This is a genomic window from bacterium, from assembly GCA_020440705.1.
In the GTDB taxonomy this organism is placed as follows: domain Bacteria; phylum Krumholzibacteriota; class Krumholzibacteriia; order LZORAL124-64-63; family LZORAL124-64-63; genus JAGRNP01.
Genome location: JAGRNP010000048.1, coordinates 3,038 through 22,224 on the forward strand (window position 1 = coordinate 3,038; position 19,187 = coordinate 22,224).

Annotated in this window: 21 protein-coding genes; 14 read left to right on the plus strand and 7 right to left on the minus strand. The window is 67.6% G+C overall.

Going from position 1 to position 19,187, the window contains the following annotated elements; all coding sequences use genetic code 11:
- The 5 genes from KDM41_08995 to KDM41_09015 all read left to right on the plus strand — a co-directional run.
- Positions 1 to 439 (plus strand): chemotaxis protein CheD (locus tag KDM41_08995; GenBank protein ID MCB1183559.1); only part of this gene is annotated, 439 nt, incomplete at its 5' end.
- Entirely contained in the window at positions 436 to 1,326 is an 891-nt protein-coding gene (locus KDM41_09000) for an HDOD domain-containing protein (protein MCB1183560.1), read from the plus strand. The genes KDM41_08995 and KDM41_09000, both read left to right, overlap by 4 nt.
- On the plus strand, positions 1,301 to 1,690 hold the full coding sequence (locus tag KDM41_09005) for a response regulator (GenBank protein MCB1183561.1): 390 nt from the start codon (positions 1,301 to 1,303) through the stop codon (positions 1,688 to 1,690). The genes KDM41_09000 and KDM41_09005 overlap by 26 nt, the downstream gene beginning before the upstream one ends.
- Positions 1,683 to 2,144: a chemotaxis protein CheX gene (locus tag KDM41_09010; GenBank protein MCB1183562.1), complete on the plus strand. Its 462-nt coding sequence runs from the start codon at positions 1,683 to 1,685 to the stop codon at positions 2,142 to 2,144. Before KDM41_09005 ends, KDM41_09010 begins: the two co-directional genes overlap by 8 nt.
- Before the next feature lies 1 nt (position 2,145).
- Positions 2,146 to 3,201: a chemotaxis response regulator protein-glutamate methylesterase gene (locus tag KDM41_09015; GenBank protein MCB1183563.1), complete on the plus strand. Its 1,056-nt coding sequence runs from the start codon at positions 2,146 to 2,148 to the stop codon at positions 3,199 to 3,201.
- An 89-nt stretch (positions 3,202 to 3,290) separates the two neighbouring features.
- On the opposite strand, the gene KDM41_09020 is transcribed toward KDM41_09015, so the two are convergent.
- Genes KDM41_09020 through KDM41_09030 form a run of 3 tightly spaced genes read right to left on the minus strand, consistent with a single transcriptional unit; the run spans position 3,291 to position 5,207 of the window.
- The gene (locus tag KDM41_09020; GenBank protein MCB1183564.1) at positions 3,291 to 3,773 is read right to left on the minus strand and encodes a hypothetical protein; all 483 of its coding nucleotides are present in this window, start codon (positions 3,771 to 3,773) and stop codon (positions 3,291 to 3,293) included.
- A 4-nt stretch (positions 3,774 to 3,777) separates the two neighbouring features.
- Complete coding sequence (locus KDM41_09025) at positions 3,778 to 4,836, minus strand: chemotaxis protein CheX (GenBank protein ID MCB1183565.1); 1,059 nt, start codon at positions 4,834 to 4,836, stop codon at positions 3,778 to 3,780.
- 8 nt (positions 4,837 to 4,844) lie between these two features.
- A complete protein-coding gene (locus KDM41_09030) occupies positions 4,845 to 5,207 on the minus strand; it encodes a response regulator (GenBank protein MCB1183566.1) in 363 nt (120 codons plus the stop codon).
- A 213-nt stretch (positions 5,208 to 5,420) separates the two neighbouring features.
- On the opposite strand from KDM41_09030, the gene KDM41_09035 reads away from it, so the two are divergent.
- On the plus strand, positions 5,421 to 6,530 hold the full coding sequence (locus tag KDM41_09035) for an IS1 family transposase (GenBank protein MCB1183567.1): 1,110 nt from the start codon (positions 5,421 to 5,423) through the stop codon (positions 6,528 to 6,530).
- 72 nt (positions 6,531 to 6,602) lie between these two features.
- Here KDM41_09035 and thiI read toward each other — a convergent pair whose 3' ends face one another.
- Complete coding sequence (gene thiI, locus KDM41_09040; GenBank protein ID MCB1183568.1) at positions 6,603 to 7,850, minus strand: tRNA 4-thiouridine(8) synthase ThiI; 1,248 nt, start codon at positions 7,848 to 7,850, stop codon at positions 6,603 to 6,605.
- 178 nt (positions 7,851 to 8,028) lie between these two features.
- Here thiI and KDM41_09045 point away from each other — a divergent pair, with 178 nt between their 5' ends.
- From KDM41_09045 to KDM41_09060, 4 genes are all read left to right on the plus strand, one after another.
- Positions 8,029 to 9,318 (plus strand): glucose-6-phosphate isomerase, encoded by a 1,290-nt coding sequence (locus KDM41_09045; GenBank protein ID MCB1183569.1) that lies wholly within the window; start codon positions 8,029 to 8,031, stop codon positions 9,316 to 9,318.
- Positions 9,319 to 9,486: 168 nt separating this feature from the next.
- Positions 9,487 to 11,619, plus strand: coding sequence for a Tar ligand binding domain-containing protein (locus tag KDM41_09050; GenBank protein MCB1183570.1), 2,133 nt, complete (start codon positions 9,487 to 9,489; stop codon positions 11,617 to 11,619).
- 307 nt (positions 11,620 to 11,926) lie between these two features.
- Positions 11,927 to 12,742: a DNA-binding protein gene (locus tag KDM41_09055; GenBank protein ID MCB1183571.1), complete on the plus strand. Its 816-nt coding sequence runs from the start codon at positions 11,927 to 11,929 to the stop codon at positions 12,740 to 12,742.
- Positions 12,743 to 12,962: 220 nt separating this feature from the next.
- A complete protein-coding gene (locus KDM41_09060; protein ID MCB1183572.1) occupies positions 12,963 to 13,355 on the plus strand; it encodes a DUF1801 domain-containing protein in 393 nt (130 codons plus the stop codon).
- A gap of 97 nt (positions 13,356 to 13,452) precedes the next feature.
- Here the strand turns inward: KDM41_09060 and KDM41_09065 are convergent, their stop codons facing one another.
- Together KDM41_09065 and KDM41_09070 are read right to left on the minus strand one after the other, a co-directional pair.
- The gene (locus KDM41_09065; protein ID MCB1183573.1) at positions 13,453 to 14,061 is read right to left on the minus strand and encodes a peroxiredoxin; all 609 of its coding nucleotides are present in this window, start codon (positions 14,059 to 14,061) and stop codon (positions 13,453 to 13,455) included.
- Between the two features lie 102 nt (positions 14,062 to 14,163).
- On the minus strand, positions 14,164 to 14,553 hold the full coding sequence (locus KDM41_09070; protein MCB1183574.1) for a transcriptional repressor: 390 nt from the start codon (positions 14,551 to 14,553) through the stop codon (positions 14,164 to 14,166).
- A gap of 204 nt (positions 14,554 to 14,757) precedes the next feature.
- Here KDM41_09070 and KDM41_09075 point away from each other — a divergent pair, with 204 nt between their 5' ends.
- Genes KDM41_09075 through KDM41_09085 form a run of 3 tightly spaced genes read left to right on the plus strand, consistent with a single transcriptional unit; the run spans position 14,758 to position 16,848 of the window.
- Positions 14,758 to 15,411: a sigma-70 family RNA polymerase sigma factor gene (locus KDM41_09075; protein ID MCB1183575.1), complete on the plus strand. Its 654-nt coding sequence runs from the start codon at positions 14,758 to 14,760 to the stop codon at positions 15,409 to 15,411.
- On the plus strand, positions 15,408 to 15,896 hold the full coding sequence (locus tag KDM41_09080) for a hypothetical protein (protein MCB1183576.1): 489 nt from the start codon (positions 15,408 to 15,410) through the stop codon (positions 15,894 to 15,896). The genes KDM41_09075 and KDM41_09080 overlap by 4 nt, the downstream gene beginning before the upstream one ends.
- A 58-nt stretch (positions 15,897 to 15,954) precedes the next feature.
- Complete coding sequence (locus tag KDM41_09085) at positions 15,955 to 16,848, plus strand: DUF4097 family beta strand repeat protein (protein ID MCB1183577.1); 894 nt, start codon at positions 15,955 to 15,957, stop codon at positions 16,846 to 16,848.
- Between the two features lie 82 nt (positions 16,849 to 16,930).
- Here the strand turns inward: KDM41_09085 and KDM41_09090 are convergent, their stop codons facing one another.
- Complete coding sequence (locus KDM41_09090) at positions 16,931 to 18,064, minus strand: porin (protein MCB1183578.1); 1,134 nt, start codon at positions 18,062 to 18,064, stop codon at positions 16,931 to 16,933.
- Positions 18,065 to 18,686: 622 nt separating this feature from the next.
- Here KDM41_09090 and KDM41_09095 point away from each other — a divergent pair.
- The coding region (locus KDM41_09095) for a hypothetical protein (GenBank protein ID MCB1183579.1) at positions 18,687 to 19,187 on the plus strand (501 nt) is incomplete at its 3' end.

A 19,187-nucleotide genomic window follows, 5' to 3' on the forward strand; every position in this document is an offset into this window, starting at 1 on the left:
GCGGGATCCGACCGACGTCATCGTGACGTACTCGCTGGGTTCGTGCGTCGGCCTGACCCTCTACGATCCGGTGGCGGGGATCGGGGGCATGATCCACTGCATGCTGCCGCTCTCGAAGATCGATCCGGACAAGGCGCGCCTGAAGCCCTACATGTTCGTCGACACCGGCGTCGCCGCGATGCTCGGCGAGATGTACAGGCTGGGCGCGTCGCGGCAGAACATCGTGGCGAAGGTGGCGGGCGCGGGCTCACCCCTCGGCAAGGAAGAGACCTTCCGGATCGGCCAACGCAACTACACGATCCTGCGCAAGTTCCTGTGGAAGAACAATATCCTCATCGACAAGGAGGATATCGGCGGTTCCAAGGCGCGCACCCTCTACCTCTACATGGCCGATGGTCGCACCACGGTCAAATCCGAAGGGAAGGAGGTGGAATTATGACCGAGCGCAAAGCCATCCTGGCCCGCATCAACTCGGTACCGTCGATGCCGTCGGTGGTCATGGAGCTGCGGAAGTACCTCAATGATCCCGACGTGAGCTTCGACCGGCTGGCGAAGCTGATCGAGGTCGATCCGGGCCTGACCGTGAACGTGCTCCAGCTCGCCAATTCCGCCTATTTCGGTTGGACCCGGACGATCAGTTCGGTGAAGGACGCCATCACCCGCCTGGGCACGAACCGGGTCTTCCAGATGGTGCTCTGCATGTCGGTCGCGCCCATGGTGCGCAAGCCCATCAAGGGCTACGACACGGACAGCGAGGGACTGTGGCGCCACTCGGTGGCGACGGCGATCTGCGCCGAGCAGCTCGTGGCGGCCCTGGGCATGCCCGAGGTGCCCCAGGCCTTCACCGCCGGCCTGCTCCACGACATGGGCAAGATCGTGCTCGGCACCTTCGTCGAGGTCGACGACGCGCCCATCAAGGAGATCGTCGCCAGCGACGGGCTCAGCTTCAACGAAGCCGAGCAGATGGTGCTGGGCATCGACCACGCCGAGGTGGCCGCCGAGCTGCTGAAGGCCTGGAACCTGCCCGACGAGGTCGTCGAATCGGCCCGCTGGCACCACCAGCCCCACAAGGCCGACGAGAAGCACCGCCTGCTCGTGGACCTGGTCCACGTGGCCGACTTCCTCTGCCTCAGCTGGGGCTTCGGCATGGGCAACGACGGACTGCAGTACCGCCTCGACGAGGACGCCAACGAGCGTCTCGGGGTGGACGTGAACATCGCCGAGGAAGTGGGCTCCAAGGTCATGATCGGTGTCGAGGAGCTCGGCAACCTGTTCGATCCCGCAAAGAAAGGAAATACCGATGGCGTTCAACATCCTGCTCGTTGACGACTCGGCGACGGTCCGGGCCGTCATCAGCAAGGCGCTGAAGCTGGCCGGTGTCGATATCAACGAACTCTTCCAGGCCGGCAACGGCCAGGAGGCCCTCGAGGTGCTCGACAAGAGCTGGGTCGACCTCGTCTTCTGCGACATCAGCATGCCCGTCATGGACGGCGAGGAGCTGGTCGCGGAGATGAACCGGCGGGGCATGATCGACAACATCCCGGTGGTGATCGTCTCGTCGGCGGGCAGCGAGCCGCGCGTGGCGCGCCTGAAGGAGAACGGCGTGCGCGACTACATCCAGAAACCCTTCACTCCCGAGCACATCCGGGAGGTCGTGGACAACGTGATGGGGGTGCAGCAGGATGCCTGACTTCTCGCAGGAAACCATCGCCGCGACGTTCCTGGACGTCGTCGAGCAGCTCACGTTCATGTTCGGCGAGCTCGAGGACAAGGACGAACTCGACTTCACCGACGCCGAGTTCACCCAGGCCAGCATGGAGTTCACCGGTGATGTCGCCGGCACCCTCTCGGTGACCGTGCCGACCGCCGTCACGGCCGAGATCGCGGCCAACATCCTGGGCCTCGACCCGGGGGACCTCTGCGACCAGGCCATGCTCGACGACGCGCTCAAGGAGATGCTGAACGTCGTCTGCGGGCACGTGATCATGGCCATCGCCGGCCGGGACGCCAACTTCACGCTCCACGCGCCGGCCATCGCGCCGGTCGATCCCGAGCAGCTGCAGGCGCTCATCGCCGACGACGCGTACTTCGGCTTCGACCTCGACGAGAGCCCGGTGCTGCTCGGTCTGGTCCGGAAGGGCTGAGATGAGGAACATCCGGGTCCTGATCGTCGACGATTCCCCGACCGTCTGCAGCGTCTTCCGCCGCGGGCTGTCGCGGGCCGAAGGCATCGAGGTGATCGGCGTCGCGCCCGATCCGTTCGTGGCGCGCGACATGATCGTCAAGGACCCGCCCGATGTCGTGACCCTCGACATCGAGATGCCGCGCATGGACGGCCTCACCTTCCTGCGCAAGCTGATGAAGCACTTCCCGCTGCCGGTCGTGGTCGTCTCGACCCTGACGCAGGACGGCAGCGCCAAGGCCGTCGAGGCCCTCGCCTCGGGTGCCGTCGAGGTCGTGGGCAAGACCATGGACGACGACAAGCTCGAAGGCCTGATGCTGACCCTGGTCCAGAAGGTCCGCGCCGCCTCCCAGGCGTCGGTCGGCGCGCGCAGCTTCCGCGCGACCACGCGCCGGCCCCAGATCGTGGCCGACCCGCTGCCGAACCTGGGCGCGCCCGGCCGCCACATCGTCGCCTGCGGCTCCAGCACGGGCGGCACCGAGGCCCTCGCGGCCCTGATGTCGCGGCTGCCGGCCGACACGCCGGGCATGGTCCTGGTCCAGCACATCCCGCCCGGCTTCACGGCCCAGATGGCCGCGCGCCTGGACGGCCTGTCGGCCATGACCGTGCGCGAGGCCCGCGACGGCGACGTCCTCGCGCCGGGCCTGGCCCTGGTCTCGCCGGGCGACGTGCACATGCTCGTGCACCGCAACGGCGGCGGCTACCGGGTCGAGTTGCGCGACGGGCCCCGTGTGGGCCGCCACAAGCCGGCCGTCGACGTGCTCTTCCGCTCGGTGGCCCGGGCCGCCGGCGCCGACGCCGTGGGCGCCCTGCTGACCGGCATGGGCAAGGACGGCGCCGCCGGCATGCTCGAGATGCACCAGGCGGGCGCCTGGACCATCGCCCAGGACGAGCAGTCGAGCGTGGTCTGGGGCATGCCCCGCGCGGCCTACGAAATGGGGGCGGCCACCGAGGTCGTCGCCCTCGACCGGATCGCCGAACGCATCTGCCACGGCCTGAAGGCCCCGGTCGCCGTCTGACCACGGCACTCCCCGCCCTTCCGCGTCGCCGGACGAAACGGCCCGCCGGACATCCGGCGGGCCGTCGCGTTTCCGGTCCTCGTCTCGCGTCAGGGAGCGATCAGCGTGAGGGTCGCCTTCCCGAACTTGGTCTCGCCGACGTAGTCGACGCGCTTGCCGGGGTTCAGGATCCAGCCGACGAGGTCGTCCTCGGTGGGCACGACGTACTCGTAGGTCTTGGTCGGCGCGACATGGGGGTTCATGTCGATGTTGTTGAAGAGCGTGCGCAGGTTGTTCACGACCTCGGTCAGGGCCTCGACGATGGGCTGGTCGGCCTCGCCGTCCTGGGCCTGGTTCATGAGCTGGCTCTCCGGCAGCAGGATGAGCTTGCCGCCGATGTAGAGGGTGGCCGGCAGGTCGGTGACGATGGCGCCCTCGACCTTCTTGTTCTTCCCCTGCAGGAAGGTGATGTAGCAGCCTTCGTCCGGCGACGTCAGATCCCAGCCCTCGCCCTTGCGGAACACCGGCTTCTCGCCGATGAGCAGCTCGACGAGGTCGAGGATCTCCTTGGTCTTGGGGAACGTCAGCGGCACGGCCCTAGCCCTCCTGCCAGATCAGGATCACGTGGACCTCGAGATCGTCGGCGCCGCGCACCGTCTGGGCCATGCCCTGGATGCCGCTGGCGAAGAACTCGATGCAGCTCTTGCCTTCCATGAAGAGCGGCAGGCCCAGCTGCACGGCCTGTCCGGCGGCGGCCCGACTGGCCTTCAGCACGCCCGCGGCCACGTTGGCGATCTCGCCGAGGCCGTCGGCCATGTCCTCCATCTCGGGCTTCTCGTCCGCGTCCATGGCGAACAGGTTGCGCGTGAGGGCCTCGCAGCTGGGCTGGTTGCCCATCACCGCCAGGTTCCAGCCGCCCGTCTCGGACGTCAGCGCGATGCTGCTGCCGTACTTCACGTCGGCTTCGCGCGGGTCGGACGGGTTCGGGTCGACCTCGAGGTGCAGATCCATCTGGATCCGGCACGTGTCGACCACGGCCTTGACCGCTTCCTGCAGCACGGTCGCCGGCATGTGGCGGCCGGTCGCGCTCGCGAGTTCAGAAATTTTCGTGGTCATCAGCTGATTGCCTCCAACATTGTTGCCGTACTGCCAGATCAGGATGACCTGCAACGTCAGGTCATCGGGACCGGAAAGCCTCTGGCCGATGGCGTTCACTCCTCTGGGGAAATAGCGGATCCAGCTGTTGCCCTTCAGGAAGATGGGCAGCCCGAGCTGGTACTGTTCGCCCGCCGATTTCTCCCGCTTGGCCTTCCAAACCCCGGCGGCCACGTTGGGGATCTCGTTCAGGGCGTCACCCATGTCCGCCATGGGCGTGTCCTCGTCGATGTCCATCTCGAACAGCGCCCGCGTGAGGTGCTGGGCGACCGGCTCGGAGAAGACGGTGGCGAACTGGTAGTTCACCATGTCGTTCGTCAGGGCGAGCGTGCTGCCGTAGACCACATCCTCGGGATCGGGCGCGCCCGGCATCCCGTCGACGCTGAGTTTCACGTCGAACTGGATCTGGAAGGTCTGGATGACCGCCTCGACGGCCTCCTTGAGGGCCTCCATCTTGGACATGAAGTCCATGGGGTCCTCGATGCGGCGAATGCGGGACATCCGGACGGTCACGATACGAACGCTCCCAGGACCTGGGCCATGTCGTCGGCGGTGAACGGCTTGGCGAGCAGGAACATCGCGCCGCCCTCGGTCGCCTGGTCCACCATCTCCTTCGTGGACTCCGACGTCACGAAGCCGAACGGAATCTCGAATCCCTCGGCGTTCAGGGCCGTCAGGAACTCGATCCCCGTCATCTCCGGCATGTGCCAGTCGGACAGGATCAGGTCCGGCTTCTCGGCCTTGACCACCTCGAGGGCTTCCCGGCCGTTCTCGGCCTCGACGATGTCGTGTCCCTCGAACCCGGCCTGCCGGATCGTGCGGGAGACGATGCGTCGCATGGCGCGGGAATCGTCTACGACCAGAATCTTCATGGGCTACTCCTTCTTGAGGTCTGCGACCACCGGTCTCATCCCCGGACCCGCGAACGGGCCGTCCGGTGATCTTGAAGGGCCGCATGGCCCCTGGGCGCCGCAGGAGTCGGCGACCCGTAGGGATTTGATCGGAAGAAGCAACCGACGATTAAGCCTTTTCTTTAGCTTGTGCCGTCGAAAATGTGTATGGCCCGGGTGTTGCCCTGAGCGCATATGAACCCGACCCCGACAACAGCCGATTCCTGGAGTCCTCCGTTCTGCCCCAATCCCAACTGCCTCCACCACAACAGATTCGACGAGCCTTGGACCTACCACAGGATCGGCACCTTTCGGCGACAACTCGCTCCGCAACGTATCCAGCGGTTTCGCTGCACCACGTGCTGCCGTACCTTCAGCACCCAGACCTTCGCCACCACCTACTGGCAGAAACGCCCCGACCTGGGCGCCCGGATCCTCAAGCGCACCCTCGGATGCACCGCCAACCGCCAGGTCGCCCGCGATCTCGGCGTCGCCCCGACGACCGTCGACCGCCACGTCGCCCGCCTCGGCCGGCACTGCATGCTCTTCCACCTGAACATGATCCGGGATCTGCCGCCGCCCGGCGAGATCGTCGTCGACGGGTTCGAGTCGTTCGAGTGGAGCCAGTATCATCCGATCCACCACCATTTGGCCGTCGGCAAGGACACCGACTTCTTCTACTACTTCACCGACAGCCCCCTGCGCCGCAAGGGCCGGATGACGGCCGCCCAGAAGAACCGTCGCATGGCACTCGAGTCCGCGCTCGGCCGCCCGAACCCGAAGGCGATAGAGAACGACATGAAGGAGCTCCTGGAGGTGGTTCTGCGGGGGCGGCCGTCGGCGAGGGTTCTGAGCGATGATCATCCGGCGTACCGGCGGGCGATCCGGCGGGTGAACGTGCGGATCGAGCACGCGGTGACTCCGGGCGCGGCGCGTCGGGACCGGAATAACCCGTTGTGGGAAGTGAACCTATTGGATCTGCTGATCCGGCACTCGAGCGCGAATCACAAGCGGGAGACGATCGCCTGGTCGAAGCGGCGGCAGTCCAGTGCGGAGCGGTTGGCGATCCTGCTGGTGTGGCGGAACTACATGAAGGGGCGGCGGGAAAAGGTGCGTGGGAGCCCCACGCCTGCGATGGAGTTGGGGCTCATGGGGGAGCGGTTGGTGCCGGAGGAGTTGTTCAAGGAACGGTTGTTCGCGACGAGGACGGAGATGCCAGCGAGGTGGCGGGCGTACTACGCCCGGGCTGTAGAGACGAAGCCGGTGGCGAACTGTCGTCGCCACGGGCTTCGCTACGGCTACTAGACTGCTGTTGGGTTTTGGCTGTCGATTGCACTGGCCGGGGCCGTACACAATCTCAGCGGCACAACCTTTTTTTTAGGCTTCGGGCGGGAGATCTGCGGGGCCGATCTTCAGATGGACCGCACCAGCCACCGCCTCCGTCACCGCGTCGTGCAGGGCCATCTTCTCGCTGAACTGGAGCACCTCCTGGGGCCGCGCGTTCAGCACCGGCCGAGGCGACCGGATGGAGCAGCAGTCGCGGTAGGGCAGGATGGAAGTGTCGAAAAGGCCCGTTTCCCGCGACCAGGCCGTGATTTCGAGCTTGTCCATGCCCACCAGGGGCCGCAGGACGGGCATGGCCACGTCGGGCCCGATGGCGCCCAGGTTGCGCAGGGTCTGGCTGGCGACCTGGCCCAGGCTGTCGCCGGTGACGAGGGCCAGACAGCTGTTGCGTTTGGCGATGCGGACGGCCGTTTTCAGCATGAAGCGGCGGAAGAGGACCATGTCGTACTTGTCCTCGATGACGCCGATCGAGCGCATCTCGTAGGGCACGACCGGCACCAGGTGCAGCCGCAGGGGCGCGGGCGCGTAGCGGGCCAGCAGGCCCACGAGCTGCTTGATCTTGGCCACGTCGGCCTCGTCGACGTTGCGGCCCGAGTAGAAATGAACGAACTCGGGGCGGCTGCCGCGGCGCATCATCAGCCAGGCGGCCACCGGCGAGTCGATGCCCCCGGACAGCAGCACCAGCGTGCGCCCGCTCGAGGCGAAGGGCAGGCCGCCGTAGGCGGGCAGCTTGGCGGCGAAGACGAGCACGTTCTCCTTCAGCACCAGCACGTTCACCGTCAGGTCGGGATGGCTCATGCGCCCGGGCAGGTCGATCGCGGCCCCCACGGCGTATCCCACGAGGCTGCTGATGCGGGGCGAGCCGAGGGCGAAGGTGCGATCGCTGCGGCGGGTCTCGACCTTGAAGTTGCGGGCTTCGCCCCGGTGCTCGAGGGCCAGGGCCGCCGCCACTTCGGCCACCCGGGTCAGGCGCGGCTCGACCCCGGCGGCGAGATCGGCGGCCAGCTCGGGATCGACCTCGCCGCGGGGCACGGCCACCACCGGCGAGATCCACTGCAGCCCGAACACGCGCTTGAGGATGGCGGCCACCGCCTCGGCCCGGGCCGGATCGTCCAGGTGCACCAGCAGCCGGCTCTCCACGTGCTCGATGCGCGCCACCGGCTCGTCCGCGAGCATGCGCTGCATGTTGTTGATGAGCTTGCGCAGGAAGAGGCTGCGGTTGCGCCCCTTCAGGGCGATCTCGGCGTAGGTGCAGGCGATGATGGGGGTGGCCAGGGCCATAGGGCGCAACTCCGGGCACGGATCCCGTTCCGGCCCTTGATTCGGGCCGCGACCGGAGTATCCTGCAGCGATGAGGACAACGGCGGCGCCCGTCGCGCCGCCTGCACAGAATCTATCAGGACGGGACCGGGGCGCAAGCGGCAAGCGCCGCCCCGGGCGCCGCCGCGGGAGAGGACCCATGCTGCAGAAACAGGGCATCACGCTGGACACGTCACGCGCCGAGACCTTCCTCGCCGAGGGGGCCGTCGACGGCCTCGCCGCCGAGGTCGCGCGGGTGGCGGCCGAACTCGAGTCGGGCCGCGGGCCGGGCAGCGACTATCTCGGCTGGGTCGACCTGCCGGGCCGCATCGCGGCCGCCGACCTGGCCGCCTTCCGGGCCAGCGGCGAGAAGGCCCGCGACAGCGAGGTGTACGTGGTCGTGGGCATCGGCGGCTCGTACCTGGGCGCCCGCGCCGTGCTCGAGGCCCTTGGCGGCCGGGCCGCCGGTGCGCCGGAGATCGTCTTCGCCGGCACCGGCCTCTGCTCGGCCACCCTGCGCCGCGCCCTCGACCGCGTGCGCGACCGCGACTTCCGCGTGTGCGTCATCTCCAAGTCGGGCACCACCCTCGAGCCGGCGGTGGCCTTCCGCATCTTCCGCGCCGAGCTCGAGCACCGCTACGGAAGGACCGGCGCCGCGACCCGCATCACCGCCGTCACCGACCGCGCCCGCGGCGCCCTGCGCGGTCTCGCCGACGAGCAGGGCTACGAGACCTTCGTCATTCCCGACGACGTGGGCGGACGTTTCTCGGTGCTGACCCCGGTGGGCCTGGTGCCCCTGGCGGCGGCCGGCCTCGACATCGACGCGCTCGTGGCCGGCGCCGCGGCCATGTCCGCCGACTGCACCGGCGGCGGGCTGCGCGAGAATCCCGCCCACCTCTACGCCGCCGTCCGGCATCTGCTCTACGGCACCGGCTTCACCACCGAAGTGCTGAGCACCTTCCACGGCGACCTGCAGATGGTGCAGGAGTGGTGGAAGCAGCTCTTCGGCGAGAGCGAGGGCAAGGGGGGGCAGGGCATCTTCCCGGCCTCGACCGTCTTCACCACCGACCTGCACAGCCTCGGCCAGTACGTCCAGGATGGCCGCCGCGATCTGCAGGAGACCTTCCTCTGCGTGCGCCACGCCGTCGGCGATGTCTCCGTGCCCCACGATGCCGCCGACCTCGACGGCCTGAACGACCTGGCCGGACGCCCTCTCGACGAGATCAACTGGCACGCCTACGAAGGCACCCGCCAGGCCCATCTCGAGGGCGGCGTGCCCTGCACCAGTCTCGAACTCGACCGCCTCACGCCTCATGGCGTGGGGGCGCTGCTGTACATGTTCGAGAAGGCGGTCGGGGTGAGCGGACGACTCCTCGGGGTGAATCCGTTCGACCAGCCGGGTGTCGAAACCTACAAGAAGGAGATGTTCCGGCGCCTTGGCCGGGCCTGATCCCGCGCCCGTTCCGGGCCGCCCGGCCGCCCGGACCCTGGGGAAAAACCTAGTGATTTGTTAAGGTTTTCCTTAACTTCCGCAATCCCCAGCCGATTGATGGGAAAGCGTTTTCATTTACGGCCGGCCGGAGCGACCTCCGGTTGGCGCGGCAAGGAAGGCTTTTCCATGTTCTCTCGCTTGGGAATCGGTCCCCGCATCATGTCCGGCTTCATGACCATCGTGGCCCTCGCCATGGTGGTCGGCGGCGTCGGCTACCTCGGCATCCACACCGTTTCGCACAGTCTGTTCGTCGTGGCCGAGGAAGAGGCCCCGCTCGTCGACACCGCCATGGAAATGATGCTCAACATGATGGCGGCCGCCACCGCCATGGACGAGTACCAGCTCGCGACCGCCGCCGTCGCCACCACCGACGCCGACGCGCTCGCTTCGATCCGCGCGGAGTACGAAGCGCGCATCGCCGAGTTCGACGAGCTGGCCGAGGCCATCGTCGACGGCGCCGTGCGCGCGGACGGCACCCGCGTCATCGCCACCGACAACGCCGAGCTGGTGCGCCTGGTCGCCGAGACCGACGAGATCCACAACGGCCGCTTCCAGCCCGCGGCCCAGGCCCTGATGTCCACCGGCAGCGGCCTGTTGGCCAGTTCGGCCCGCCGCGACCAGGCGATGCTCGAACTGGAAGGCGTCGTCGACGAGGTGACGACCGACGCCCGCAACGTGGGGGCGGAGATCGCGCGCGAACTGGCGGCCCGCGCCGACGACGCGGCCATCGGCGACGAGGCCCTGGCGATCATCCGCGAGGAAGTGCCCCTGGCCGCCGCCGCCAATGCGCTCATCGTGGCCATGACCGAATCGCGCGTCGTGCTCGAGGAGTACGTCCAGATGACCGATCCGGCCGAGACGGCCCCGCTGCGCCGCGAGTTCGCGACCCTCGTGGGCGGGTTCGACGAGGCCGTGACGGCGATCCTCGCCGGCGGCGAACTGCGGGGGCGCACGGTCATCGCCACCGACAATCCCGCGGTCCGTCAGGCGGTCGAGGAGCTGGACGCCGACCACGCCGAGTTCCAACGCTACGCCGCGACCCTCATGGACCGCCACGACGAACTCGTCACCGGTGTCGCCGCCATGGCCAATGAGATGGAAGGCCTGGAGGCTGCGGCCGAGGCGACCATCGCCGCCCTGGCCCGGGTCGAAGCGGCCGCGTCCGGCGAGATGGACGCCGCCCGGGTTGCCGGCGATCGCGCGGCCAACCAGTCCCGCCGCTCCATGATCATCGCCCTGGCCGCCGCCCTCGCGGCCGGCGTGCTCATCGGCGCCTTCGTCACGCGCATGATCTCCCGTCCCCTGAACCGCGCCATCGTCGACCTCGGCAACGGTGCCGACCAGGTCACCGCCGCCTCCGGCCAGGTGGCCACCGCGAGCCAGGAGATGGCGCGGGGGGCGAGCTCCCAGGCCGGCAATCTCGAGGAGGCCTCGGCCGCCCTCGAAGAGATGGCGAGCATGACCCGCCGCAACTCCGAGGACACGCGCCGCTCCAGCGAGCTGGCGGCGACCGTGCTCAGCCAGGTGCAGGGCGGCAGCGAGGCCATGGCCCGCATGAGCGGCACCATCGACCAGATCAAGACGTCGTCCGACGACACGGCGCGCATCATCAAGACCATCGACGAGATCGCGTTCCAGACCAACCTGCTGGCGCTGAACGCGGCGGTCGAGGCGGCCCGCGCCGGCGACGCGGGCAAGGGCTTCGCTGTCGTGGCCGAGGAGGTGCGCAACCTGGCCCAGCGCAGTGCCGTGGCGGCCAAGGACACCTCGGCCCTCATCGAAGGCGCCCAGCGCCACGCCGCCGACGGCGTGCGCGAGTGCGAGAGCGTGGCCACCATCCTCGGCGAGGTGGTGACCGGCGTGACCGAGTTCGAAGCGATCATGGGCCAGGTCGCCGCAGCGGGCGCCCAGCAGAGCCAGGGCGTCGACGAGATCGCGGCAAGCATCGCCCAGATCGACGCCGTGACCCAGGGCGCGGCGGCCAGCAGCGAGGAAACCGCCTCGGCGAGCGAGGAGCTGTCGGCCCAGGCCAACGACTTCCGCGGCCTGGTGGCCGGGCTCGAGCGCGTCATCCGCGGCGCCGGGAAGGAGGCCCCGGCCGCCGGTCGAGCGGCACTCGTCGCCAACGGGTCCAGGGCGCAGTCCGCACCTCCGCCACCCCTCTACCGGCCGGCGGGGGCGCCGAATCCGACGGTGACCCCCCTGGATGAGATCGATACGGTGGACTATCTGCAGGATGAGGATCTGATCGAGGTCTGAAGCCGTTGGTCCGCCCGGAGATATGCCCTCCCCGCAATCCGGGGAGGGTTGTCGTTGCGCCGTGCCGCCGAGATTGTGTACGCTCCGGCTCAAGTGCCCGAATAGCCGTGGATTGCCCGATTCCGACCGGGATTCGCGATCTCAGACGCAAGTGCCCCCGGGGGAAGTGCTTGCCCGGATCCGTACACAATTTCGATGGCACAAGCGTTTCCTTTGCGACAATCTCAGTCGGGTTATATTTTTGACAGGTCGAGCAGACCCCGCCGGCCGACCCGCCGGCACCCTGGTCCGAACCGAGGAGACTTCCGTGAAGAAGACAGCCCTGACTCTCGTCATCGCCCTGGCCGGGCTCCTGATCCTCGCCGGCTGCGGCGAGAAGGCCACCACCACGACCCACGCCGACAGCCCGGCGGCGAGCGCGAACACCGGTCAGGCCGCCGCCGCCCCCGCCGCCAACGACGGCATGTGGCACGGCACCATCGCCGAGACCATGGACTCGGGCGGCTACACCTATGTGCTGCTCGACGAGGGCGGCAAGCAGAAGTGGATCGCCGGTCCCGTGACCAAGGTCGCCGTCGGCGACAAGGTCACCATTCCCCAGGGCATGATGATGGCCAACTTCCCCAGCAAGACCCTCGACCGCACCTTCGAGGAGATCTGGTTCGTGGGCGCGATCTACACCGAGGGCAGCGTCCCCGGCGGCATGCCGGCCATGGGCCAGATGCCCCAGGACGACACCCACGCCGGCATGGGCGGCATGGGTGGCATGGGCAGCGGCGGCGGCGCCAACAGCAACACCATCGTCGACGACGCCCACGTCGAAGGCGTGGCGAAAGCCGCCGGTGGCTACACCGTGCAGGAGATCTTCGCCCAGAAGGCTGCCCTGGCCGGCAAGCCGGTCAAGGTCCGCGGCCGCGTCGTCAAGTTCTCCGGCAACATCATGGGCACGAACTGGGTGCACATCCAGGACGGCAGCGAAGGCGACCTGACGGTCACCACCGACGCCGTGGTCGCCACGGGCGACGTGGTCCTGGTCGCGGGCAACCTGACGGTGAACAAGGATTTCGGAGCCGGATACCGCTACGATGCGATCATCGAGAAGGCTTCGGTGACGAAGGAATAGTCGCGGGGATCCCCCTCTCCACACGAAGAACCCGGAGCCCAGATGCTCCGGGTTCTTCGTATGTGGAGGGCAATCGGATGCAGGGGCGGCGAGTGGGGCGACGGGACGGAGTCGCCAGGACACGTGAGGGACTCTGCCGACGGTGAGGAGGTGAGATCGCCGTGCCCGTGTGGTAGAATCGCAGGTGCGCCACGACGGCAGACGATCAGGGAGACTCCGGTTGAATTCCGAGATCACCAGCTACAACGAGAACCTGGAACCGAACCAGCGGGACATCTGCGGTCTCCTGGCGGAGACCATCGGCAGGAACCTTCCCGGCGCGGAATCCCGGGTCTGGCACGGACACCCGGTCTGGTTCCTGGACGGCAACCCCATCGTCGGCTACAGCAGGCAGAAGCCCGGCATTCGGCTGATGTTCTGGAGTGGCGCGGACTTCGATGAACCCGGGCTGGATGTTCCGGGAGCGAAGTTCAGGGACGCTTCGTGTTTCTTCAACGAGTTGTCGGAGATCAGGAAGTCGGATCTGAAACGATGGCTGAAGAAGTCGCGTGAGATCCAGTGGGACTACAAGAACATCGTCAAGCGCCAAGGAAAGCTGGAGCGGCTGCTCTGACCTGAACCGCGGGTGCGGCGCGTTCTCCTCCGCAATGCAGAAGTCCCCGGCGCTTTCCGGCGCCGGGGACTTCGCGCTGAAGGGGAAAGCCCCGCTTCTACTTGTGCTCGGAGAGGTACTTCGCCACGCCTTCGGCGGTCGGAGTCATGGCGTCGTCGCCCTTCTTCCAGTTCGCCGGGCAGACCTCGCCGTGCTGCTCCAGGTGCTGCAGCGCGTCGACCAGGCGGATCATCTCGTCGATGTTCCGGCCCAGACCGAGGTTGTTGATGGTCGAGTGCTGGATGTTGCCGTCCTTGTCGATCAGGAAGGTGCCGCGCAGGGCCATGCCGCCGTCGAGCAGCACGCCGAAGTCCTGGCTGATGGTCTTCTGGAAGTCCGCGACCAGGGGGAACTGCACGTTGCCGATGCCGCCGTTCTCGACCGGGGTGTTCTTCCAGGCCCAGTGGCTGAAGTGGCTGTCGGTGCTGACGCCGATGACCTCGCAGTTGCGGCTCTTGAAGGCCTCCAGCTGCTTGTCGAAGGCGATGATCTCGGACGGGCACACGAAGGTGAAGTCCAGGGGGTAGAAGAACAGGACCACGTACTTGCCGCGGTAGTCCGAGAGCTTGAAGTCCTTCTTGAAGCTGTTGTCCGGCATCACGGCGGTGGCGGTGAAGTCGGGCGCCTCGGTCGAGACCAGCGGCACGGGAATGAAATCGAAGTCCATGTTGTCCATTGGGTTCCTTCTCCTTGGGAGGAAGGGGTCAGCAGGTTTGCGGGCCGCGGCCCGCTGCGGGAAAACGAAAACCAGGGTGCCGGGAGCCGGTGATCAGCGGCAGTCCGGGCACAGTCCGAAATACTCCAGCCGATGGGATTCGACCTTGAATCCCGCGAGCTCGGCCGGCTGGGCCGGCCTCTGGTCGGCCGGCAGTCCGTACACGTCGGCGATGTGGCCGCAAGCCGTGCAGCGGACGTGGTAGTGGTCGCCCAGATCGCCGTCGAAACGCGTCTCGCCGCCGGCGAACTCCAGCTTGCGGATGACGCCATCCTGATGCAGGACTTCGAGGTTGCGGTAGACTGTGCCGAGGCTCACGCGCGGCAGCCGTCGCCGGACACGATCATAGAGCTCGGCGGCCGTCGGATGCGTATGGGCCGCACAGAGTTCCTCGAGAATGACGCGGCGCTGCGGAGTGTTGCGGCGAAGCTTGGTGTCGGACATGGTTCCATCCTCGAGGCTGGCCGGGGGTGGTTCGGGCGGCGGTGGAGCTGGTTGCGGCCCCGGCGTCTTCTTGGCAGCAATTAAATAGGAACGATTCCGACTGTCAACCGACAGTTGGAATTTCGGCCGCACGAACCAACCTTCGGCGGCCGACAGGCGTCTCCTTGGCAGAACCCACATCGGACCCACGCCCCCAGGGATGAGATGAACGCAGGCGCCCTACACCCCCCGAACCCGGCCACGGACCCCTGCGACGGCGACGACCTCGCCTGGGCCGAAGCCGCCGCCGCCGGCGACCGCCGCGCCTTCGAGCGCATCTACCGGCGCCATGCGGCCCGCGTCTACGGCCTGAGCCTGCGCCTGACCCGCGACGAGGGGGAAGCGGAGCGGCTGACCCAGGACACGTTCGTCAAGGCCTGGTTCGCCCTGGCCGGCTTCCGGGGCCAGGGATCGCTCGGGGCCTGGCTGGCCCGGGTGGCCACGAACCTGTGGCGCGACCGCTACCGCTCGCGACAGCGCCGGGAGCAGCTGGTCAGCGACGCAGCGGTGCTCCGGGGCGACCGCGAGGGGCAGGAGCCCACGGCGGGTCTCTCGGGGCATGCGCGATCCCGGCCGGACGGCGTCGTGCCCCTGCTGACGGCCATGGATCTGGAGCGGTGCGTGGCGCGTCTGCCCGCGGGGGCGCGCCAGGTCTACGTGCTGCACGACATCGAGGAACTGAAGCATCGCGAGATCGCCGACCTGCTCGGTGTCGCGGTGGGGACGGTGAAGGCCCAGTTGCACCGGGCGCGCAGGCTGCTGCGCGTCATGCTCGAAGCCGACGAAGCGCCGGCGGAGGGAAAGAGAGGACGCTCATGAATCGCGATCAGCGGGAGACCCACGGCGAGGGCGCCGATCCACGCCTGGCGAAGCTGGCCGCCCGCCTGCGCGAAGAGGGCCAGGCGCCGCGCCGCGACCTGTGGCCAGGCATCGAGGCGTCCATCGCGGCGGGGGAGAGCCGCCGGCTCGACGCCGGGCGGCGGCGCCCCGACCCGGTGCGCTGGGCGGTGGCGGCAGCGGTGGCCCTGCTGGTGGTGGTCGGGGGGTGGCGCCTCGTGCACGAACCCGGGGCGCCCGGCATCGAGCCGGCGCCGACGGCCCGGCTGGCGGCCGTGACGGCGCCGGACCCCATGGTTGTCGACGACGGCGGCCTGCCCGCCATCGACGCGGCCCTCGACGAGGTGAACGCGGCGCTCCGGGACGATCCGGAGAACCGGAGCCTCACGAATCTCGCGGTGATGCTGCACCGCTCGCGGGGGCGCGTGCTGCGCCAGAGCGAGACCGTGCACATCACCGGCAGCTGACGAACCGAGCTTGATGTTGGCACAACGGGCCCGCGGGCCCAACACCGGGAGGATGCAGATGAAACGGATGACAGGAGCCCTGGCCGCGTTGGCCGTGCTGATGCTCGCGGCGGTGCCCGGCCTGGCCGAGGAGAAGCGCCAGGTCGAAGGGCGGGTCGACGCCCGCTCCGACGGGATCGTCACCGTCGAGAACATCGCGGGGCGCATCGAGATCGTCGGCTGGGACAAGGACGAGGTGGCCTACGAGGGCCACGTCACCGGCGACGTCCAGGAGGTCGTGCTCGAGGGTGGCCGCAAGACGACCCTCAAGGTGCGCTACCCCCGCAAGGCGAAACACATCGAGGGCGGCGCCTGGCTGGTGGTGCACGTGCCCCGGGCGAGCCGGCTCGCCGTCGAGTGCATCAGCGCCGACATCGAGGTGCGCGACCTCACGGGCGTCGTCGAGGCCGAGGCCATCAGCGGCGACGTCACCGTGAAGGCCGACTGCGAGGAGGTCGAGGCCGAGTCGATCAGCGGCGACGTCGACGTGACCACGCAGGCGCGCGAGGTCTCGGTCGGCAGCATCAGCGGCGGGGTCAAGGCCGCCGGCGGCACGGCCGAGATCGAGGCCGAGACCGTGAGCGGCTCCATCGAGCTCTCCTTCGACCGGTTCCTGAACCTCGACGTCGAATCGGTCTCGGGCGACGCCGACGTGAGCGGCGACCTGGACGACAATGGCGAGTTCGACTTCGAACTGCACAGCGGCACCCTCACCCTGGCCGTACCCGGCGACGTGAGCGCCGAGTTCCGTGTCGAGACCTTCTCGGGCGGCATCGACAACGGCTTCGGCCAGAAGTCGCGCAAGACGAGCAAGTACACGCCGGGCCGCGAGCTCGAATTCACCAACAACGGAGGTTCGGCGCGGGTGCGCATCGACACCTTCAGCGGCGACGTGATCATCAGGAAGCGCTGATCCCCGCCACCGCGACGCAAAAAAGCCCCGGGCCTGAGCCCGGGGCTTTTTCCGTTCCGGCCGCAGCCGGATCAGATCCGATCTACCACTTGTAGTTCACACCGAACGAGAAGCCGTAGGGGTTCTCGAAGCTGGTGGTGTCGGCGTTGTACCAGCCACTGTACGACTTGCCGGTGGCGAAGCCGTTGGTGGAGTTCAGCGACCAGTTGGCGGCCATGTCGCCGTAGCTCATCGCCGCGTACTGGACGTAGACCTGCAGGGCCTTGCTGAAGTTGCGGTCGATACCGACGGTCAGCAGGCTGAAGTCGTCGTCGTCGACATCGCCGTTCGGGTCGGCCATGTAGTAGCCGGCCTTGATGTCGTAGTCCTCGTTGGCGTGGAACAGACCCTCGAAACCGATGGTCGAAGCCGTCTGGTCGACGAAGACCGGGTTCGCGGGATCGGTGAAGTCGTCGTAGTACTGGCCGCCGACGCTCAGGTAGGAGGCGGCCAGGGCGAACTTCTCCGCCATGTACTTGCCGGCGAAACGGAAGACCATGGGGGCGTCGCCGAAGTTGCCGTCGACGTCCATGTCACCGTAGGCCTCGCTGAACATGATGGTCGAAGCACCGACGAAGAAATCGTCGGTCGCGTAGGCGGCCATACCGCTGAAGACGGTCTCGGCATGGAACTCGGCGTCGGCCGCGGCGGTCGGGCTGAGCTTGGTGCCGTCCTGATCGAACTGGTAGGCCAGGAACAGGCTGAAGCCGTCCCAGTTGGGGGAGACCCAGGCCAGGATGTCGTCTTCACGGGTGTCCGTGCCGAAGGTCATCGACCGGTTGTCGCCAACGGTGTCGAAGAAGAAGGTCGTCTTGCGGCCCAGGGTCTTGTGCGGGGTGTCGTGACGACCCATCCGCACCTCACCCAGCTTGGCGTTCTTGAAGCCGACGAAGGTGTTGCGCAGGTTGGTCGAGAGATCACCCTGGGCAACGTTCACGGCCTGCTCGATCTGCCAGACGAACTTCCACTCGTCGTTGATGGGCGCCCAGCCCTTGAAGCCGTAGCGCGAGGTGTTGCTGGTCAGGCCCAGCTGGCTGTTCTCGCCATTGCTCATCATGTTGATCGACGAGTGAACCTTGCCGTAGAACGACCAGTTCATGTCGCCGGCCGAAGCAGCGCCGGCAGTCAGAACGACCGCCAGGATCACCAGCATGGTGAACTTCTTCGAGTTAAACAATTTGGACCTCCTTGAAATCCACTGGGGTTTTTCCCGCGGCCGGAGCCTTGGGAATCGATCGCTTCCGCCATCCGCAGTACTCCGCAGGACAAGCCTGCGACTGCGCTGCGGCCCGAAAGCGTCGAAATCGCCCGATCGGACACCATGCCCGCCAGGCAATGCTTGGGCCACCCCGTGTGGTGGCAACTCATTCCGTGATCAAGCCGCGTGGTGCCACGTTCCTCGATGCAAATCCTGACCCAACCACGCAGAGAAACCCACTGAGCCCCCGGTCCGAAGACCGGCCGGCATCAGGGTTTTCCCAAGAAGTCAGTAAGCGTCCGCATTTGCCTCTCACCGGATTTTCACCGGATCGATCGAGGTCATGCCACAGCACGACCTGTGCCTGATCGCATTTTCCGCAGAAACTTCAAAAGCTGTCAACAAGTAATTTGACAGTCGGAAATCGAAGCCCGCGTGCGGCGATCCGCCAACGCATGGGAAAAGATTAGCGGGAACCGTGAACGGAGCAACAATTATTTTGCCTGTTTTCGACCGCGTGGAACCGGGGTTGCGCGGAGCCGTAGTGACCTGCAAAATCAAGCAGTCCAGTATTCGGCCACTCCTGCCCAAGGATCGACCCATGACGAGAATCGCCGCCGTTTTCTGCACCCTGCTGCTGGCGCCCCTGGCCGCCGGCGCCGAATGGCCCGCCACGCCGTTCGAGAGATCGGAGGGACGCGAGACCCCGCGCTACGCCGAGACGGTCGCCTGGCTCGACGAACTGGCGGCGCGCAGCCCGCTGCTCGCGTCGACGACGTTCGGCACCAGCCCCGAGGGCCGCGCGCTGCCGGTGGTCGTGGCCGATCGCGCCGGCCGCTTCGCCCCCGCCGACCACGCCGACCGCACCGACCACGTGGTGGTGATGGTCCAGGCCTGCATCCATGCGGGGGAGTCGTGCGGCAAGGACGCGGGCATGATCCTGCTGCGCGACCTCGCCGCCGGCGCACCCGGCGTGGCCGGCCTGCTCGACCACGCGACCATCGTCTTCATCCCCATCTTCAACGTCGATGGCCACGAGCGCTTCGGGCCCCACAACCGGATCAACCAGAACGGCCCCGCCGAGATGGGCTGGCGCGTGACG

Bases quoted from the DNA above. Each gene is read 5' to 3' on its own strand.
- KDM41_09000 (MCB1183560.1), top strand. From the start codon at position 436: ATGACCGAGCGCAAAGCCATCCTGGCCCGCATCAACTCGGTACCGTCG.
- KDM41_09065 (MCB1183573.1), bottom strand. From the start codon at position 14,061: ATGGACTTCGATTTCATTCCCGTGCCGCTGGTCTCGACCGAGGCGCCC.
- KDM41_09030 (MCB1183566.1), bottom strand. From the start codon at position 5,207: ATGAAGATTCTGGTCGTAGACGATTCCCGCGCCATGCGACGCATCGTC.
- KDM41_09025 (MCB1183565.1), bottom strand. From the start codon at position 4,836: ATGTCCCGCATTCGCCGCATCGAGGACCCCATGGACTTCATGTCCAAG.
- KDM41_09075 (MCB1183575.1), top strand. From the start codon at position 14,758: ATGAACGCAGGCGCCCTACACCCCCCGAACCCGGCCACGGACCCCTGC.
- KDM41_09035 (MCB1183567.1), top strand. From the start codon at position 5,421: ATGAACCCGACCCCGACAACAGCCGATTCCTGGAGTCCTCCGTTCTGC.
- KDM41_09080 (MCB1183576.1), top strand. From the start codon at position 15,408: ATGAATCGCGATCAGCGGGAGACCCACGGCGAGGGCGCCGATCCACGC.
- KDM41_09010 (MCB1183562.1), top strand. From the start codon at position 1,683: ATGCCTGACTTCTCGCAGGAAACCATCGCCGCGACGTTCCTGGACGTC.
- KDM41_09015 (MCB1183563.1), top strand. From the start codon at position 2,146: ATGAGGAACATCCGGGTCCTGATCGTCGACGATTCCCCGACCGTCTGC.
- KDM41_09070 (MCB1183574.1), bottom strand. From the start codon at position 14,553: ATGTCCGACACCAAGCTTCGCCGCAACACTCCGCAGCGCCGCGTCATT.
- thiI (MCB1183568.1), bottom strand. From the start codon at position 7,850: ATGGCCCTGGCCACCCCCATCATCGCCTGCACCTACGCCGAGATCGCC.
- KDM41_09005 (MCB1183561.1), top strand. From the start codon at position 1,301: ATGGCGTTCAACATCCTGCTCGTTGACGACTCGGCGACGGTCCGGGCC.
- KDM41_09045 (MCB1183569.1), top strand. From the start codon at position 8,029: ATGCTGCAGAAACAGGGCATCACGCTGGACACGTCACGCGCCGAGACC.
- KDM41_09050 (MCB1183570.1), top strand. From the start codon at position 9,487: ATGTTCTCTCGCTTGGGAATCGGTCCCCGCATCATGTCCGGCTTCATG.
- KDM41_09085 (MCB1183577.1), top strand. From the start codon at position 15,955: ATGAAACGGATGACAGGAGCCCTGGCCGCGTTGGCCGTGCTGATGCTC.